The organism is Mammaliicoccus vitulinus (assembly GCF_029024305.1).
GTDB lineage: Bacteria > Bacillota > Bacilli > Staphylococcales > Staphylococcaceae > Mammaliicoccus > Mammaliicoccus vitulinus.
The window spans coordinates 405573-421457 of record NZ_CP118974.1 but is presented as its reverse complement, the minus strand read 5'-3'; the positions used below and the strand labels follow the sequence as shown (position 1 = coordinate 421457).

Annotated in this window: 18 protein-coding genes; 6 read left to right on the top strand and 12 right to left on the bottom strand. The window is 31.2% G+C overall.

All coding sequences use genetic code 11. From position 1 onward, the window contains the following. Nucleotides 1–83: 83 nt before the first annotated feature. Genes PYW35_RS01955 through mntC form a run of 3 tightly spaced genes read left to right on the top strand, consistent with a single transcriptional unit; the run spans nucleotide 84 to nucleotide 2546 of the window. Nucleotides 84–797, top strand: a complete 714-nt coding sequence (locus PYW35_RS01955) for a metal ABC transporter ATP-binding protein (RefSeq protein WP_016912497.1) — start codon at nucleotides 84–86, stop codon at nucleotides 795–797. Next, nucleotides 797–1618, top strand: coding sequence for a metal ABC transporter permease (locus tag PYW35_RS01950; protein WP_026023260.1), 822 nt, complete (start codon nucleotides 797–799; stop codon nucleotides 1616–1618). Before PYW35_RS01955 ends, PYW35_RS01950 begins: the two co-directional genes overlap by 1 nt. A gap of 10 nt (nucleotides 1619–1628) precedes the next feature. Beyond that, nucleotides 1629–2546, top strand: a complete 918-nt coding sequence (gene mntC / locus PYW35_RS01945) for a manganese ABC transporter substrate-binding lipoprotein MntC (RefSeq protein ID WP_103322639.1) — start codon at nucleotides 1629–1631, stop codon at nucleotides 2544–2546. Nucleotides 2547–3195: 649 nt separating this feature from the next. Here the strand turns inward: mntC and PYW35_RS01940 are convergent. The 8 genes from PYW35_RS01940 to PYW35_RS01905 are packed head-to-tail and all read right to left on the bottom strand — an operon-like array spanning nucleotide 3196 to nucleotide 9657. Further along, on the bottom strand, nucleotides 3196–3687 hold the full coding sequence (locus tag PYW35_RS01940) for a Na+/H+ antiporter subunit G (RefSeq protein ID WP_016912806.1): 492 nt from the start codon (nucleotides 3685–3687) through the stop codon (nucleotides 3196–3198). Further along, nucleotides 3665–3961, bottom strand: coding sequence for a Na(+)/H(+) antiporter subunit F1 (locus PYW35_RS01935; protein WP_016912805.1), 297 nt, complete (start codon nucleotides 3959–3961; stop codon nucleotides 3665–3667). The genes PYW35_RS01940 and PYW35_RS01935 overlap by 23 nt, the downstream gene beginning before the upstream one ends. Then, nucleotides 3958–4440: a Na+/H+ antiporter subunit E gene (locus PYW35_RS01930; protein WP_016912804.1), complete on the bottom strand. Its 483-nt coding sequence runs from the start codon at nucleotides 4438–4440 to the stop codon at nucleotides 3958–3960. The genes PYW35_RS01935 and PYW35_RS01930 overlap by 4 nt, the downstream gene beginning before the upstream one ends. Nucleotides 4441–4442: 2 nt before the next feature. Continuing rightward, nucleotides 4443–5939, bottom strand: coding sequence for a Na+/H+ antiporter subunit D (locus PYW35_RS01925; protein ID WP_103322641.1), 1497 nt, complete (start codon nucleotides 5937–5939; stop codon nucleotides 4443–4445). Then, on the bottom strand, nucleotides 5932–6279 hold the full coding sequence (locus PYW35_RS01920) for a Na(+)/H(+) antiporter subunit C (RefSeq protein WP_016912802.1): 348 nt from the start codon (nucleotides 6277–6279) through the stop codon (nucleotides 5932–5934). The genes PYW35_RS01925 and PYW35_RS01920 overlap by 8 nt, the downstream gene beginning before the upstream one ends. Continuing rightward, nucleotides 6276–6701, bottom strand: coding sequence for a monovalent cation/H+ antiporter subunit B (locus PYW35_RS01915; RefSeq protein WP_016912801.1), 426 nt, complete (start codon nucleotides 6699–6701; stop codon nucleotides 6276–6278). Before PYW35_RS01915 ends, PYW35_RS01920 begins: the two co-directional genes overlap by 4 nt. Further along, on the bottom strand, nucleotides 6688–9087 hold the full coding sequence (locus PYW35_RS01910) for a DUF4040 family protein (protein ID WP_103322642.1): 2400 nt from the start codon (nucleotides 9085–9087) through the stop codon (nucleotides 6688–6690). Before PYW35_RS01910 ends, PYW35_RS01915 begins: the two co-directional genes overlap by 14 nt. An 18-nt stretch (nucleotides 9088–9105) precedes the next feature. Further along, nucleotides 9106–9657, bottom strand: coding sequence for a tyrosine-type recombinase/integrase (locus PYW35_RS01905; protein ID WP_016912799.1), 552 nt, complete (start codon nucleotides 9655–9657; stop codon nucleotides 9106–9108). Nucleotides 9658–9793: 136 nt separating this feature from the next. Between PYW35_RS01905 and PYW35_RS01900 the strand changes: the two genes are divergently transcribed. Then, entirely contained in the window at nucleotides 9794–10003 is a 210-nt protein-coding gene (locus tag PYW35_RS01900) for a DUF1659 domain-containing protein (protein WP_016912798.1), read from the top strand. Nucleotides 10004–10034: 31 nt separating this feature from the next. After that, nucleotides 10035–10250, top strand: coding sequence for a DUF2922 domain-containing protein (locus tag PYW35_RS01895; protein ID WP_016912797.1), 216 nt, complete (start codon nucleotides 10035–10037; stop codon nucleotides 10248–10250). Nucleotides 10251–10722: 472 nt separating this feature from the next. Here PYW35_RS01895 and PYW35_RS01890 read toward each other — a convergent pair whose 3' ends face one another. Next, nucleotides 10723–11052 (bottom strand): MarR family transcriptional regulator, encoded by a 330-nt coding sequence (locus PYW35_RS01890; protein ID WP_016913207.1) that lies wholly within the window; start codon nucleotides 11050–11052, stop codon nucleotides 10723–10725. Between the two features lie 263 nt (nucleotides 11053–11315). Between PYW35_RS01890 and PYW35_RS01885 the strand changes: the two genes are divergently transcribed. Then, a complete protein-coding gene (locus tag PYW35_RS01885; RefSeq protein ID WP_103322215.1) occupies nucleotides 11316–13496 on the top strand; it encodes an AraC family transcriptional regulator in 2181 nt (726 codons plus the stop codon). A gap of 307 nt (nucleotides 13497–13803) precedes the next feature. Here the strand turns inward: PYW35_RS01885 and PYW35_RS01880 are convergent, their stop codons facing one another. The 3 genes from PYW35_RS01880 to PYW35_RS01870 all read right to left on the bottom strand — a co-directional run bounded on the left by PYW35_RS01880 (nucleotide 13804) and on the right by PYW35_RS01870 (nucleotide 15783). After that, complete coding sequence (locus PYW35_RS01880) at nucleotides 13804–14766, bottom strand: LCP family protein (RefSeq protein WP_016912464.1); 963 nt, start codon at nucleotides 14764–14766, stop codon at nucleotides 13804–13806. A gap of 246 nt (nucleotides 14767–15012) precedes the next feature. Further along, nucleotides 15013–15309, bottom strand: a complete 297-nt coding sequence (locus PYW35_RS01875; protein WP_016912463.1) for a hypothetical protein — start codon at nucleotides 15307–15309, stop codon at nucleotides 15013–15015. 54 nt (nucleotides 15310–15363) lie between these two features. Then, nucleotides 15364–15783, bottom strand: a complete 420-nt coding sequence (locus tag PYW35_RS01870; protein ID WP_016912462.1) for an HTH domain-containing protein — start codon at nucleotides 15781–15783, stop codon at nucleotides 15364–15366. Nucleotides 15784–15885: the final 102 nt, after the last annotated feature.

The window sequence follows — 15885 nt, the reverse complement described above, 5'->3', positions numbered from 1 at the left end:
TCTCTTGACTTTGCCTAATTTTATAATATAATCTAACTATAGTTTAGGTTAGCCTAAACTTATTTTTAGAAAAAGGTGATAACATGTTACAGGTCAAAAATATGGATTTATTTATAGGTCAACAGCACATATTACATGATGTTAACTTAACAATTGAATCTTCGGGAGAGTTAATAGGTATTATGGGACCAAATGGTGCGGGTAAATCCTCGTTGATTAAATCCATTTTAGGTGAATTTAACGCAACAGGTGAAGCTTTTTGGAATGGTAAACCGCTTAAACAGCAACTTACACAATTGACTTACATTCCACAAAGAAACCAACTTGATTTAGATTTCCCTATTACCGTTAAAGACAGTTTAATAACTGGCTACTATCAAACTTCTGGTTGGTTTAGACCTATTAAAAAAGAAGCTTATATAAAAAGAGATCGACTATTGGCTGACTTACAGTTAACTGATTTGAAAGACAAAACATTAAACCAGTTAAGCGGCGGGCAATTACAACGTGTTCTCTTAGCTAAAGCTTTAATGAAAGATGGCGATTTGTTATGTCTTGATGAACCCTTTGTTGGTATTGACTTTAGAAGCGAAGAAATCATGATACAAATATTACGACAATTAAAATCAGAAGGTAAACTGATTCTAATTGTTCATCATGATATTCATAAAGCTAAAGCGTATTTCGATAGAATCCTCCTCCTCAATCGATCAATCAAGTTCTTTGGCTCAGCTTCAGAAGCTTTATCAGACGAAAACATTAAAGAAGTATTTTTAAAGGAAGGCGTTACATTATGATTAACGAATTTATCTCATCACTCATTAACTATAATTTTTTAAGTAGAGCTTTAATTACAGCTATCATAGTAGGTATTGTCTGTGGCGTTGTAGGAAGTCTTATTATATTAAGAGGTTTGTCATTAATGGGTGATGCCATGAGCCATGCTGTTCTACCAGGTGTTGCACTCAGTTATGTATTTAATATCCCAATGTTTATTGGTGCGCTTGTTTCAGGTATGCTAACAAGTTTTCTTATAGGATATATTTCACAACATTCTAAGACAAAGAATGATGCTGCGATAGGCATTATTTTTACTGCATTCTTTTCTCTAGGTATTATAATCATAAGCCAAATCAACTCCTCAACTGATTTGTATCATATATTATTCGGGAATATTTTAGCAGTAACTTCTAATGCCTTTTACACAACAAGCATCGTCAGTATCATCGTCATTGCTTGTGTCATTATATTTTATAAACCACTACACTTATCAACTTTCGATCCAATCGCTGCTAGAATGAGTGGTTTAAACGTTAAATTGATTCATTATTTTGTCATGATTTTATTAGCACTTGTTACCGTGGCCAGCTTGCAAACAGTTGGAATTATTTTAGTAGTTGCATTGCTGATTACACCAAGCTCAACAGCATTTTTAATAACTAAATCATTAAAATCGATGATGATTGTTGCGAGTACAATTAGTGCAATATGTGCGGCCTGTGGCATGTATATAAGTTACCTATACAACTTACCTAGTGGTGCTTGCATCGTACTAGTCTGCTGTTTCGTTTATATGATTACATTCGCCATACATAAAGTTAAATTAAAATTTATTTAAGGAGCGTATTATGAAAAAATTATTATTTCCGCTTTTAGCTTTCATCTTATTATTAAGTGCATGTAATCAGACATCTTCTCAAGATAATAAACATTTAAAAGTCGTGACAACAAACTCTATACTTGCTGATATGACTAAAGAAATTACCAAATCAAATGCTAAAGTCACAAGCATCGTGCCTATAGGACAAGATCCACACGAATACGAAATTAAACCTAAAGACGTTAAGGCACTTACAGATGCCGATGTAATTATATATAATGGCTTTAACTTAGAAAGTGGTAATGGTTGGTTTGAAAAAGCGCTAGAACAAGCCGGCAAAAAAATATCTGATAAAGAAGTTATACAAGCAACAGAAGATGTCACACCAATCTACTTAAAAGGTGGTAATGGAGATAAAAGCAAAATTGATCCACACGCTTGGTTAAGTATTGAAAATGGCATTAAATATGTGAATACGATCGAAAAGCATTTAAGCAGTTTAGATGAAGAACATGCTAAAGTATATAAGGCAAATTCAGAAAAATATAAAGATAAACTAGACAAATTGCACAACAAAACGTTAAATGCATTAAACGACATAAGCGAAGATAAACGTGCATTTATTACAAGTGAAGGTGCATTTAAATACTTTGCAAAAACATATCATATAAAACCAGGTTATATTTGGGAAATCAACACAGAGAAACAAGGAACACCAGACCAAATGAAACAAGCCATTAGCTTCGTTAAAAAGAATAACCTTTCATCATTGATCGTCGAAACAAGCGTAGATAAGAAAAGTATGCAAACTTTAGCAGAAGAAACAAATCTTGAAATTAAAGAAGAAGTCTTTACAGATTCAATCGGCAAAAAAGATTCTAAAGGAAATTCTTACTACAACATGATGGAACACAACGCCCAAGCAATACACAATAGTATGAAATAACAAACTAACTTTACGACAACACTATCGTGTAAAAAAACATATCACGCTATTACTGAGAAAAATCAGTAGCGTGATATGTTTTTTGAATTGGGCATGATATCTTTTGAGTCTTCGTGCGTTTTATCCATATTTTACCAAAATCGCACGGTATCTTCTGAGTCTTCGTGCGCTTTACCCAGATTTTACCAAAATCGCACGATATCTTCTGAGTCTTCGTGCGTTTTATCCATATTTTACCAAAATCGCACAATATCTTTTGAGTCTTCGTGCGTTTTACCCAGATTTTACCAAAATCGCACGATATCTTCTGAGTCTTCGTGCGTTTTACCCGGGATTTTAACAAGTCAGACTCCACATTGAAAATGATAATTTAATAATGTACACTTTTGATTATTTAAGTATGCAGTTAATCCAAGACATTACACTAAAGCGTCTTATTTTTTCGTTATAAAAGATTACTTTGATTTTGTAAAGTGCGGACGCCCAGGGGAATAGTATGCGTGAGAGACTACAGGCTCGAACCATACCCCTAGGCAAGCATGCACTTTCAAAATCGTCAAACTACATAAAAAAACATATCGCGCTATTACTGAGAAAAATCAGTAGCGTGATATGTTTTTTGAATTGAACATGATATTCAAGACTCATTCTATTTTAAAGTTGAGTCATCTTTTTTCATAACTTGCTTATATTTACTAAATGTTTCTTTATCATTTTTAGCAAATGCTTCGTTCATAATTTGTCTTTTTTCTGCTCTTTTTCTTCTGTCTTTTTTCGTTTCTTTTCGATCATATCTGAAATTTAAAGATGTTCCTTTTTTCGTAAATTCTTTCATATACATATACGAACCAGAATTATACGCTGCTCTAATAATCATATGACCTGCAACTGGTGATGTTAAGTATAAGAATAATATCGTTAATAAAGTACGTACACTAAAGTATTCTTTCGTAACTAAGAAATAAATAAATACACCTGTTAATGTAAGTAATACTGATAAAGTAGAGCTTTTAGTGGCAGCGTGACTTCTTAGAAATGTATCTCTAAATCTAACAATACCTATTGCACTTATTAAAGCTGCAATTGATCCTAGTAAGATTGATAAAGCGGCAATTAGACTAACGATCTCGCTTAGATTCAAAGACACGACCCCCTTCTATGAAACGCGATATACCAACAGTACTTAAGAAGGATAGTATCGCGATTATAAGACTTGCCTCTAAATAGCTGAATGTATCATAAATAATGCTCAACACACCCACAACTGAAACTAATATTGCACCAATTGCATCAAAAGCGATAACTCTATCTGCTGTAGTTGGCCCAATAATCGTTCTGAAAAGTACGACAACAATGGAAATACCATAAATAACAAGTGCTGTTTTTATAATTGTTAAAATGATAAATGACATCATTTAAGCACCTCCCAGATTAGTTTCTCATATTTCTTGATTTGCTTCGTTAAAATTTGTTTTTCTCGTTCTGAAATATCAATAGCATGTATAAAGAATCTTGTACCGTCAGGCGATAGTCTTAACACGACTGAACCTGGTGTTAACATAATCAATAAGGTTAACAGCGTAATAGCCCAATCTTGTCTTAATGACGTTTCATACGTTACAAGACCTGGATTTACTTTATTTGTTTTGAAAAGGATATAGTTGATTGTTGTCATACTTGATGTTACAAGTTGATAGTTGTATACACAAATAAACTTGAATATAATCCATACTTTTTTTAAGTAGAAAACGTGACCAAAAAATCTATGCATTAAGTAGACAATAAATATCCCTATAAAATACCCACCTATGAAGGTTGATAAGTGAAATTTATCTTCATCTTGAAACAAAGTCCATAAGAAGGCGATTAAAATGTTCAATAATAGTTGTGCCATTATTACTTCGCCTCCACTTCTACATTTGGAATAATTTCTTTGATATATGATTGTTCGTTCATATTAAAATGAGCAGCCAATTCTGAAATATTCAAGACATATTGAGAAGCTACACCTAACACAACTGTTGCAATCGTCAATATAATCATGGCATATAATTTATTTTTAGATAATACAACTTTCTTTGCTTGTAGCGTACCTTCTCGTCCGAAATACATGACTAAAAATACTCTGAGCAAGCTGTACATAGCGATTATACTTGAGAGTATCATCACGATAACACCTATTGTATATCCATTCTCTAATGCACCTTTTATGATTAATAATTTCCCAGGAAATCCACTAAACGGCGGTACACCACCAATTGATAATATTGTAATAAAGAATATGACACCTAAACTCGGATAGTATTTAATTAAACCACCAAATTGGTCATAATATCTAGATCCAGCTAACAATACAAATGTACCAATGATTAAAAATAATAAAGTTTTGATAATCATATCATGACTGACATAAAATATAGCGCCAGATATACCATCACTATTATTTGCACTTAAGCCAAGTACTGCAAAACCTATCGACAGAATAACTTGGTATGCTGCAATCTTCTTAATATCTTTAAATCCTAATACACCAATACATCCAATAAGCATCGTAATAATTGCCATTATATATAATAAGAAATGCGTCACTTCAGGCTTTTCATCGAACATGAGTACCATAACTCTAATTAGTGCATATACACCAACTTTTGTCATAAGACTCGCAAACAATGCAGCTAACTCTGTATTTAATGCAGCATATGCTTTTGGTAACCACATAAACAATACGAGCGCAGCTTTACCACCGAAGACAAATATCATAATAATTGCTACTAAAGTGACAGTCGTCGGCTGATTACTGTCACTAACCCTCATCGCAATATGTCCGAAATTGAGCGTACCTAATGTTCCATATAAATATGCAACGCCCATTAAGAAGAACCATGAGCTTACAACATTAATGACAACGTAGATTATACTCGCTCTCAATTGCTCAATCGATTGTCCCAGTGTTAATAACACAAATGAAGACAAGAGCATAATTTCAAACATGACATATAAATTAAATATATCTGCTGTTAGAAAACTACCATTTACACCAGTTAGTAAAAACAGTATAAACGAAGGTAAAAAGTATCTATTCGCATCTCTTTCTCGTTTACCAAAACCAAAATAAATGATCACTGTAACGACAAAACAAGAAACAGTCGTGAACAGAAGACCTAGTTCATCACCAACAAACTGTATACCAAAAGGTGGCTGCCAGTCTCCAAAATTAATAACTAACGCTTTATTTAAACTGACTTCTACTAAAAGCCAGGCGGTTATTATAGTCGTAATGGTTAAACTTGTTATCGCGATACGTCTTGTTAACGTTAATCGTTCTTTAAAGAAGAACAGTATTAATCCAGTAACTAAAGGAACGAGTAATGGTATTAATATTAAATTATTCATCTACATCTTCATCCTCACCGCGTAACGCCTCTATTCTGTTCACTTTCGTTAACTTAAATGTTCTATAAACAAGCACTAATAAAAATGCTGTAACAGCAAAACCAATAACGATTGCCGTTAATATTAATGCTTGAGGTAAAGGATCGACATAATCTTTGCCTTCTCCATTTATAAGGGGGACATTATTCCCGCCAAATTCGCTCATTGATAAAATCATTAAGTTTGCTACGTGTGTATAAATTGCTGTTCCGATAACAATTCGAATTAAGTTCTTAGATAAAATCATGTATGTTCCGACAAATGTCAAAACGCCTATTATAATTACAAGTATTAAATTCAACTGTTATCACCACTTATCGCAAGCATGATTGTTACAACGGCCCCTACTACTGTGAGTAGTATTCCGAGCTCAAAAAGTGTAACACTTGATAAATGAATTTCACCTAACAATGGCAATGTCATATATCCATCTTCATGAGTTAACATTGGGTGTCCAAACAACATAGGTATAATGCCTGTTGCAATGGAAATTAAACAACCAATGATTGTAACTGCTCTAAAATCTAATGGCATCGAGTGAACAACTGTTTCAACATCAAAAGCTAAAAACATTAAGATAAAGGCTGAACTAAAAACAAGTCCACCTATAAATCCGCCACCTGGGTTATCGTGACCTGCAAGAAAAATATAAAATCCAAACGTCAAAATAATAAAAATGGCTATTTTGGATATTGTTTCTAATACAACATCATTTTCTTTCATTAGGCTCACCCTTTCTTATCTTAAATTTAACTAGTGTGTATATACCTAATCCAGCAATCAATATAACAATGCCTTCTAACATTGTATCTAGCGCTCTAAAGTCACCGAGTATACCATTTACGATGTTTTTAACACCTGCTAATTCATCTGCATTTGCATAATAGTAAGAAATTTTATCGAACAGACTATCTTGTTGCATCATAATCACGAAGATTACGACAAACACAGCCATTAATAATGAAATCGCCAATTTAATGAATTCACTTAAGACATTTGGATTGTCTTTTTGTACGTTTGGCAAATGATAAAATACTAATAAAAACAATACTGTTGTAATTGTTTCAATAACGAGTTGTGTTAATGCTAAATCTGGTGCTTTCATAAATATAAATACAACTGCGATAGAATAACCAATGACACCATTTAATATAGTCATCGTCATTCTTTCACGTATAAACATCAATGCTGTCGCAGTAATGACGATATTAATTAATATAATAATTTCAAATGTAGAAGCTTCCGTAATATGATAATAAGCAATATCATAAATGCCCACTTGATAAATACCATATCCTATTATGACAAAGAATATGACGTATATAATGTGTAAATATTGATTCAATTTATTATTCATAATACCTTGAATCAAAAGCGTACTTACGCGATCTAGTAGTCTCATACCTTGTGAATAAAGTGTATTAATTTCAAATTGTTTAGAAATCTTACTATAAATCACGTTCCACTTAGGCAAGAGTACTAGTAATATACCTATAATATAAATACCTATCGTTAAGAATAATTCTACTGTGAAACCATGCCACGCTTTAATATGAGGTATATGATTCATAATTTGATCGTCATGGAATATATCTCTCAATGCTGGACCAATTAAATACTCTCCTAACACATTAGGCACAAAGAATATAACCGGAACAAACAACACAATGATAAATGGTGCGATTAATAGTCCACCACCATCGTGACGAGGTACTTTAGGTAATTGTTCTTGTTTAATTTTCCCAAAGAATGGTTCTTTGATTAGCTTCATACAATATACAAATGTGAAAATACTTCCTACAAAACCTGCTGTTATCATAACAATCGACATTGTTTGATTAAATATATCTGTATGTCCCGTTTCAACTAAACTGGTAAAAAATTTCTCTTTACTTAAAAATCCATTAAACAAAGGAATACCAGCCATTGATAGCGCACTTATCGTCATGACAACTGCTGTTATTGGCATAATTGTTCGTAATCCGCCGAGCTTGTTAACATCTCTCGTGCCTGTTTCATGGTCAATAATTCCGACGCCCATAAAGAGTACACTTTTGAAAATAGCGTGATTAATTAAGTGGAATATCGCTGCAAATAAACTTGCTAAAAATATTTCATTATCCGCTTTAAAACCATTATTTAAAGCAAGTAGTCCTAATCCAATCATCGTCATAATCATACCGAGCTGACTGATTGTAGAATAAGCTAGCATTGCTTTTAAGTCTTTCTTATTTACTGCAAAGAATGATCCTACCAATAACGTTATAAGCCCAATCGTAACGACCGTGTATACAACCCATTCACTCTGACCAATAATTGGTGTAAATCTTAATAGTAAATATAAACCTGCTTTAACCATAGTCGCTGAATGCAAATAAGCACTCACTGGTGTCGGTGCTTCCATAGCATCCGGTAACCAAATATGGAATGGAAACTGTGCTGATTTCGTAAATGCGCCGAGTAAGATTAAAATGACTGCAAGTACAAACCATGGCGATTCAAAAATTTTATCTGCCATACCTACTTGTTCAGTAATTGTATTCGTACCCGTAATACTATATAGCAGAATTAAACCTACTAACATAGCCATTCCACCGAAAACAGTAATTAAAAATGATTTCAAAGCGCCTTCTTGACTTTTTTCGCGCTGATACCAATATGAAATAAGTAAGAATGATGAAATACTCGTTAATTCCCAAAATGTATATAATAAAATTGTGTTATTAGAAAGTACTACACCTAACATTGCTAACATAAACATTAATAAATACGTATAGAACCTTGGGAGATTGTCTTTTTCATGGGATAAATAGTAAATAGCGTAAAGGAAGACACCCGCACCTATTAATGAAATAAGAAGTGCAAAAATTAAAGATAAACCATCTAGTCGTAAATCTAAGTTAACATCTATAATAGGTATCCATTCTTTAAAATATGTAACTGAATTACCATTGTAGATATACTTAATTTTACTAATGAAATAAATGGAACTAAGTAATGGAGCAATTAAACTTAGCCAACCTGCAAATCGACTAAACTTTGTATTCATAGTCATAAGAACTATTGACATTACAACTATAATCATGAAAAACAGCCATACTAAAGCCATACACTAACTCCTTTCTCTTTATATATTAAGTTCTATTGTTGTTTCTTTTTTTATTGTTGTGACATCAATAAATTTTAGCGTTTCTAATAAAGATTGATGACCAAGATACTTTTGAATAATAGAGACTGAAACGCCTGATTTGAATGCATGATATGCAAAAGTCTTTCTTAAAGAGTACAAACCAATATTTTTCAAACCTACTTCTTCAGCAGCCACATGAATAATTCTATAAGCTTGTTGCCTCGATAGTTGTTTTTTCGTTTTGATGGACATAAAGACAAAGTCATCTCTTTTAAGCCCTTCATCTTTTATAAAAGATGACAAACTTGATCTTAAATGTAGAGGTATAACAACTTTGATTAAGTCTTCCTCATCATTTATCCAATTATTTTTAATATCATTATCTTCATCTAATAAATCCTCAACTGTTATGTTCAATAATTTATTTACTTTCATTCCAGTATGAATAGCTAAACTAAACAATAAATAGTCTCTTTCACTATGAGATTTAAGCACTTCATACATCGCTCTTATATCATTTTTATTCTTAATTGGAGATACTTGTTGCATACATTTTGTCCATCCTTCCTAATTAAGGTACATATTAATAATAATATATATTTGAGTAACATGAAAGAAATTTCTACATCTTTTTGTCGATTTTACATAGATATTTCGATATATAAAGTGAAAGGAGGTTTTAAATATGGAAACAGTTAAAGATATTAACATCATATTATTACACCAATATTTAGATGAAGCTTCTAAAGTAAAAACTGTTCAACGAAAATTTAATGCCATCAATTTAAATGTCACAAACGAACAAGTTAAAACCTTTAAAAGCATCATCGAAACATTAAGCGACGAAAATTTCAAAGATGCTTATATCGTCAAAACAATACAAATAGAAAATTAATGCTATCTCAAAAGAAACTGGAGGTGAAAACATGAGAAGAGTATTAGAACTAACATTTAAAACATCAACTGAAAAAACATTTACACTTCAAATCCAAAACCCTAAAGCGGATTTAACAAAAGATATTGTTGAACAAGCGATGAATAAAATCATGAAACTAAACTTATTTGATTTATCAAAAGGCGAATTAGTTTCAATCCATTCAGCACAGTATATTGAACGTAGTACTCGCCCACTTATTAAATAATAATTTAAGACAACAAAAACATACTGGGACATAAATACCCATTCTCAAATAAAGAAAGCTAATCCATAATTTTCGGATTAGCTCTCTTTATTTTATTTATAAAATCTACGATTTTGAAAGTGCATGCTTGCCTAGGGGTATGGCTCGAGCCTGTAGTCTCTCACTCATACTATTCCCCCGGGCGTCCGCACTTTGCAAAATCGCGGAGAATATTATATAGATTTTTTGCTATTTATCATGTGGATCCTGACTTGATAAATTCAAAATAAAATTTCATCTATTTTATAATATGATTTGCTAATATTTGGTATTTTTTTAGCGCTGACTCCTGCGGGAAAAGCATGATTCGAAGACTACAGGCTGAGAACATGCCCGCGGAAAGCATGCGCATAAAAAAATGCCGGCAAAGTCTAAAAGACTTTGTCGACACACTGAAACCACACGCAAAATTTTTTGAGTGTGGTTTCTTTTTTTATATATCTTGTACTAACTCTTTATAAAGCGCTTTATGATTTTCATCCATATAATAATAAACTTTTCTTTCATCGAGATTACTTCTATATTTATCAATTAAACCTTTTCGATATAGTTTCGCTAAATTTGTACCTATATTTGATGGTCTAGTCTCAAGCTCTGTTAATTTACCACTGAGTATTTCTTTTATTGTAATTTCTTTTGCTCTAAATATTTCCTCTAATATAATGAAATCAACTAATGATAAACGCTTATCATTTTTTAAATTTGTTATTTTATTTTCATAATCAATCATTTCTTGAATTGTTTGGTTAAATATATCTGTCATTTTAAACCCTCCCGATTTATATTCTCCCGATTTTTAATAGTTCACAACACACAAATTGCGTTAATTATTATTGTAAACAGTTTTAAATTCATATTTTGATTAAATCAATTAAAATATTTGATTTATTATAAAGTATCTTATCCACTTTATTGAATTAGGTAACATTTACTTACTTTTTTTGATATCATGGGAATATGAAGATTTAAAATGTGACAATATTTGATGTTTTATTCCAATATTTGTCTTTCAACAGAGGTGATTATTTGTATAATTATAAGATTACAATACATAAAGAGAGTATTATTAACCCTAAAAAGTTAGGATTTGGCGCATTATGTTTCATTCTTGAAGGTAAAGCTGAACTAACATTAAATCATACGAGCTATATTTTTAACGTCGGTGATTTATTCTACTTACAAGATAATGATAACTATTTACCTATTATCAACAAAGGTTTAGTTGCCATTCTTCATATTAGTTACTCAACGATGGAAAGCTTAAGTGGCGAGGAAGCTTTTGTCTTTAAAATTCCTAAAACAACCAAGACAAACGAATTGAATAGATACAAACATCAACTTAAAGATTTGTTTATTAGGTGTCTTTTAGCTGACTTAACTAACGTGAAAATTAGACGTAGTCATTATGTTGTAGAAATATATAAAATTATGTATGAACGATTTAGAGTGGACACTAAAAATTATGGACATATCGAAATAGAATTAAGCAGTCTTATTTATAAAGTGAAACAATATATTGATCATCATTACCAAGATAGACTTTCGCTAAATAGTGTAGCAAGCCAGTTTTATATTTCTCCCGAGCATTTATCAAGAGAATTTTCGAAACAAATGGGCACTACATTTATTCAATATTTAAAAGAAACAAGGTTATTCCAAGCTACTTACGCTTTATTGTTCACGCAATTTAAGATTGAACAAATTGCCAATAGTCATGGTTTCTCAAGTTACCATAACTTTAATCGACAATTTAAAGATCAGTTTCATGTAACGCCAAATCAATACAGGTTGCAATATAAGCTGCACAAAGAAAAAAAGGAAAACGAAATAATCTCCAAAGATTATAAAGCATCCCTCATTGAAAAATTACAAAAAATGATGCACAATAAATCGCTCGTTCATGAGTATAAAAAATTATCATTAAATGATATTCCACTTAAGACTTTAGTCGCGCATCATAAGACGTATTTACATATTGGTGATGTTTATGATTTCTACACACCTTTTCTCAAAGAAATTTTAGTGAATGTTGAGAAGATGATCCAAACACCTATCATTGTTATTCATTGTTCATTGAAAAAATTCTTTAATGACGATCAGACAAATCATTATAAACAGAATTTAGCATTTTGTTTAAGTATGTTCTCAGATACTCGTATCATTCCTTCAATAAAGATTTACGATATTGATTTGGACGATCCTAATATTAAAACGAATTGGCATGAACTGATAGATATCATACATAACTACTTTTATAATAAAAACGGAGAAATTTTCTTTGATGTGAACTATGAAAAAGTTTATCAGATGATACCTCAAATAAGAGAAACAAAAGAGAGACTTCAAGATATAAAAATTATGCTAAATGCTCCGAATCCATTCGAATATGTTTATGAAGATTTGGAAGTAGATATAGCGCAATTTAAAGACATAGACGGCTTTACTTTAAGTTATAATTTTAATGATTTATATGATTTAGATGAAATGAATAACTATGATATTGCTAAAATCACAAATCAATATACAGAACAATTGATTCAAAACATGGCATATTTAAAGTCTCATGATAAAGAAGTGATTCCGATAGAATGGAATGTTTTAAATGGCGACACATATTCAAGCAGTGACTTTTATTTTAATGCGTCAATCATGTTAAAACATTTATTAAGTATTACGAACTATATTTCAGGAACTGGGTTCTGGCTGATGGAAGAGTCATCCAATAAATATGCATCCATTAAACAACCGCTATCGTTATACTTAAAATACCATTGTAAAAGTCCTACAAATTACTTGTTAACGATATTGGGTCATTTTAATGGGCATCAATTTTATGAAGGACCGAATTACATTAAATTTGAAATACACAACAAAATATTTTATTTATTATTCAATTATGAACTTTATCACCCTCATGATATCAATTATCAAAATAATATAGGTATTATTTTACCTTTTCGAGATATACCATTCGATAAGTTTAGAATTACGAAAATTACTTTTGACCAAGATAATGGAAACATATTTAAAGCAATTAGAAAATTAGATCACAATGACGGCAATTTAGATTACTTGAATACCGTTTTATTAGATAGATATTGCTCCCCTGATATTCAAATGGCTGATTATAACAGTAACAATATAGAGGAAACATACTATGTAAAAACAAATGGCGTAAAATTACTAATCGTCCAAAATAGAAGCTAAGTTAATATAGAATAAAAATAGGTATTTCAAAATAAAATCTTACGATTTTGAAAGTGCATGCTTGCCTAGGGGTATGGCTCGAGCCTGTAGTCGCGCACGTCTACTATTCCCCCGGGCGTCAGCACTTTGCAAAATCGTGGAGAATATTATAAAGATTTTTTGCTATTTATCATGTGGAGCCTGACTTGATAAATTCAATGGCTCTATTTATCATGTGGGCCTTCACTTGATAAATTCAACAGCTCTATTTATCATATAAAAAAAAAAAGCGTAAATTCTTATTTCAAAGAATTTACGCTCTTTTTAATTAATCTAGTTCTAAGTTTGAACGATAATTATCAACAACTTCTTTTTTACTAGCATCACTAGGTACGAAGTAATATAATCCATCATCTAGAATTGCATCTTGTCCTTCTAATTGATTTCTATCGACATTATCTAATGCGTCGCTATATTTTGATCTCAAACTATTTATTTGAGAAATCTTCAAGTCTGTTTGAACATTATCACCTAAAGTATCAAAGATTTGATTGATTTTTGGTAATGAACCAACACTAACGAGTTCGTTCGCTAATGCTTGAATAACAAGTTGTTGACGTTCTTGTCTACCAAAGTCTCCTCCAGCGCCGTCTTCTTTTCTACTTCTAATAAACGCTAATGCTTCTTCGCCATTAAGCTTATATTTTTGTCCTTTAACATAAGAGTTTCCTTTTACTGTAAACGTTGCATTACTTGTAACTGTTACGCCTCCAGCTTGGTCTACTAATTCTTTAACACCATCCATATTAATAGATGCATAATGGTCAACTGGAACATTCATAAGTTTCTCTAATGAATTAATCGCCATTTTAGGACCACCATATGCGTATGCATGGTTAATTTTTTCAACAGAACCTTGTCCTACTATTTCTGCTCTTGTATCTCTTGGAATACTTACCATAACAGTCTTTTTCTTATCGGGATTGATTGATAATAATACGATTGAATCCGATCTTTCTCCCCCACCATCAGCTGCTCTAGTAGAGTCTGAATCTATTCCAAATAAAGCAATCGATATCGGGTCACCGTTAACATCGACAGCTTTCTTTCGTAATTCTGATTTATCTCTGTCTAATGGATTATGTATTGAATTCCCTAATGCAAAAAATTTATATACAAAAAATGCCAACACTATTAAGAAGGCTAATAATAAAATAATTACTATTGTCGTAACTATTTTAAAGGCTGCTGACTTTGGTTTTTTCGTCGAACGCTCATATTGATTTGCCACGTGCTCTCAGTCCATTCTAGTTTTTTTCTTTATTATACATTTATTTTTTATACTTTGCCAATGCCAACATAATTATGTGCACAACTTAAATTAAAATATAAACAATAGTATTTTTATACTAGGATTTTCCACTTATTACTGGAAAATATATACATTATATGATAAAGTATTCTTGTAAATCTACAACGTTACTTGCTTTAAATTTTTAGACATATTAAACGGGAAAGAGGATGAGATTCGGCGATCTCATCCTCTCTTTTTACGTCTTTTTTTAGTAGTATTTGATTTAATAACTTTCGTCGTTATGTCATACTCATCAGGATATCTAACTCTAACAATATCACCATAAAATAAGCGTTGTTCTCCATACCTTTTACAAAGCGATAATTCAGGATAAACTTCTTCAACTTTCGCAATATAATTATAGGATTTATCTCTCTTCAATACATCAATAAAATATCCAGATTCAATATCTTTATTTGTTCCTGCATTAATAATAAATGACGTATCATCTAGTATTCTTATAATTTCAACTTGTTTCATAATTTCACGCTAGCCTTCTTTAATTCTTAAAATATGAAATATTATGATAAGTACTTAGTTGACTGATTTTAAAGTTTCATAGAGTTGAAGAATATTTAATATGAGATTTCTCTCTTCTTTACGATCAATTTTTTTATTATTTAATAAATTTTTTACTGTTTTTTTCTTTACATTACATAATTTGGCAATAGATTTATTAGTTAAATTATACTCTTTTTTCAATGTTTTTTCAATATAGTACTTAGAGTATTTTAATGCGTCTTTATTTTCTCCAATCGCCTCAAAATAGTTGAGTCTTTTTCCAATCTCATTTCTTTGTACATCTGTTAATACGCCTTGATTACCATGTAATAGTAATTCGTACTTTTCTTTTGGCAGATTTAATAGCTTTCGTAATTGCTTGTCGTCTAATTCGTATTTATTTGAAACGTTCTGTATTCTTTCAGCATAATTTTTTTCATTAGCCTTTGCCATTCTATCACGTCCTTTGTTACTATTTTATATACCCAGAAATAGAAATTTTAAGCAATGATTTCCATAACATGATATGTTGGAAATACATTAATAATCTTAGGA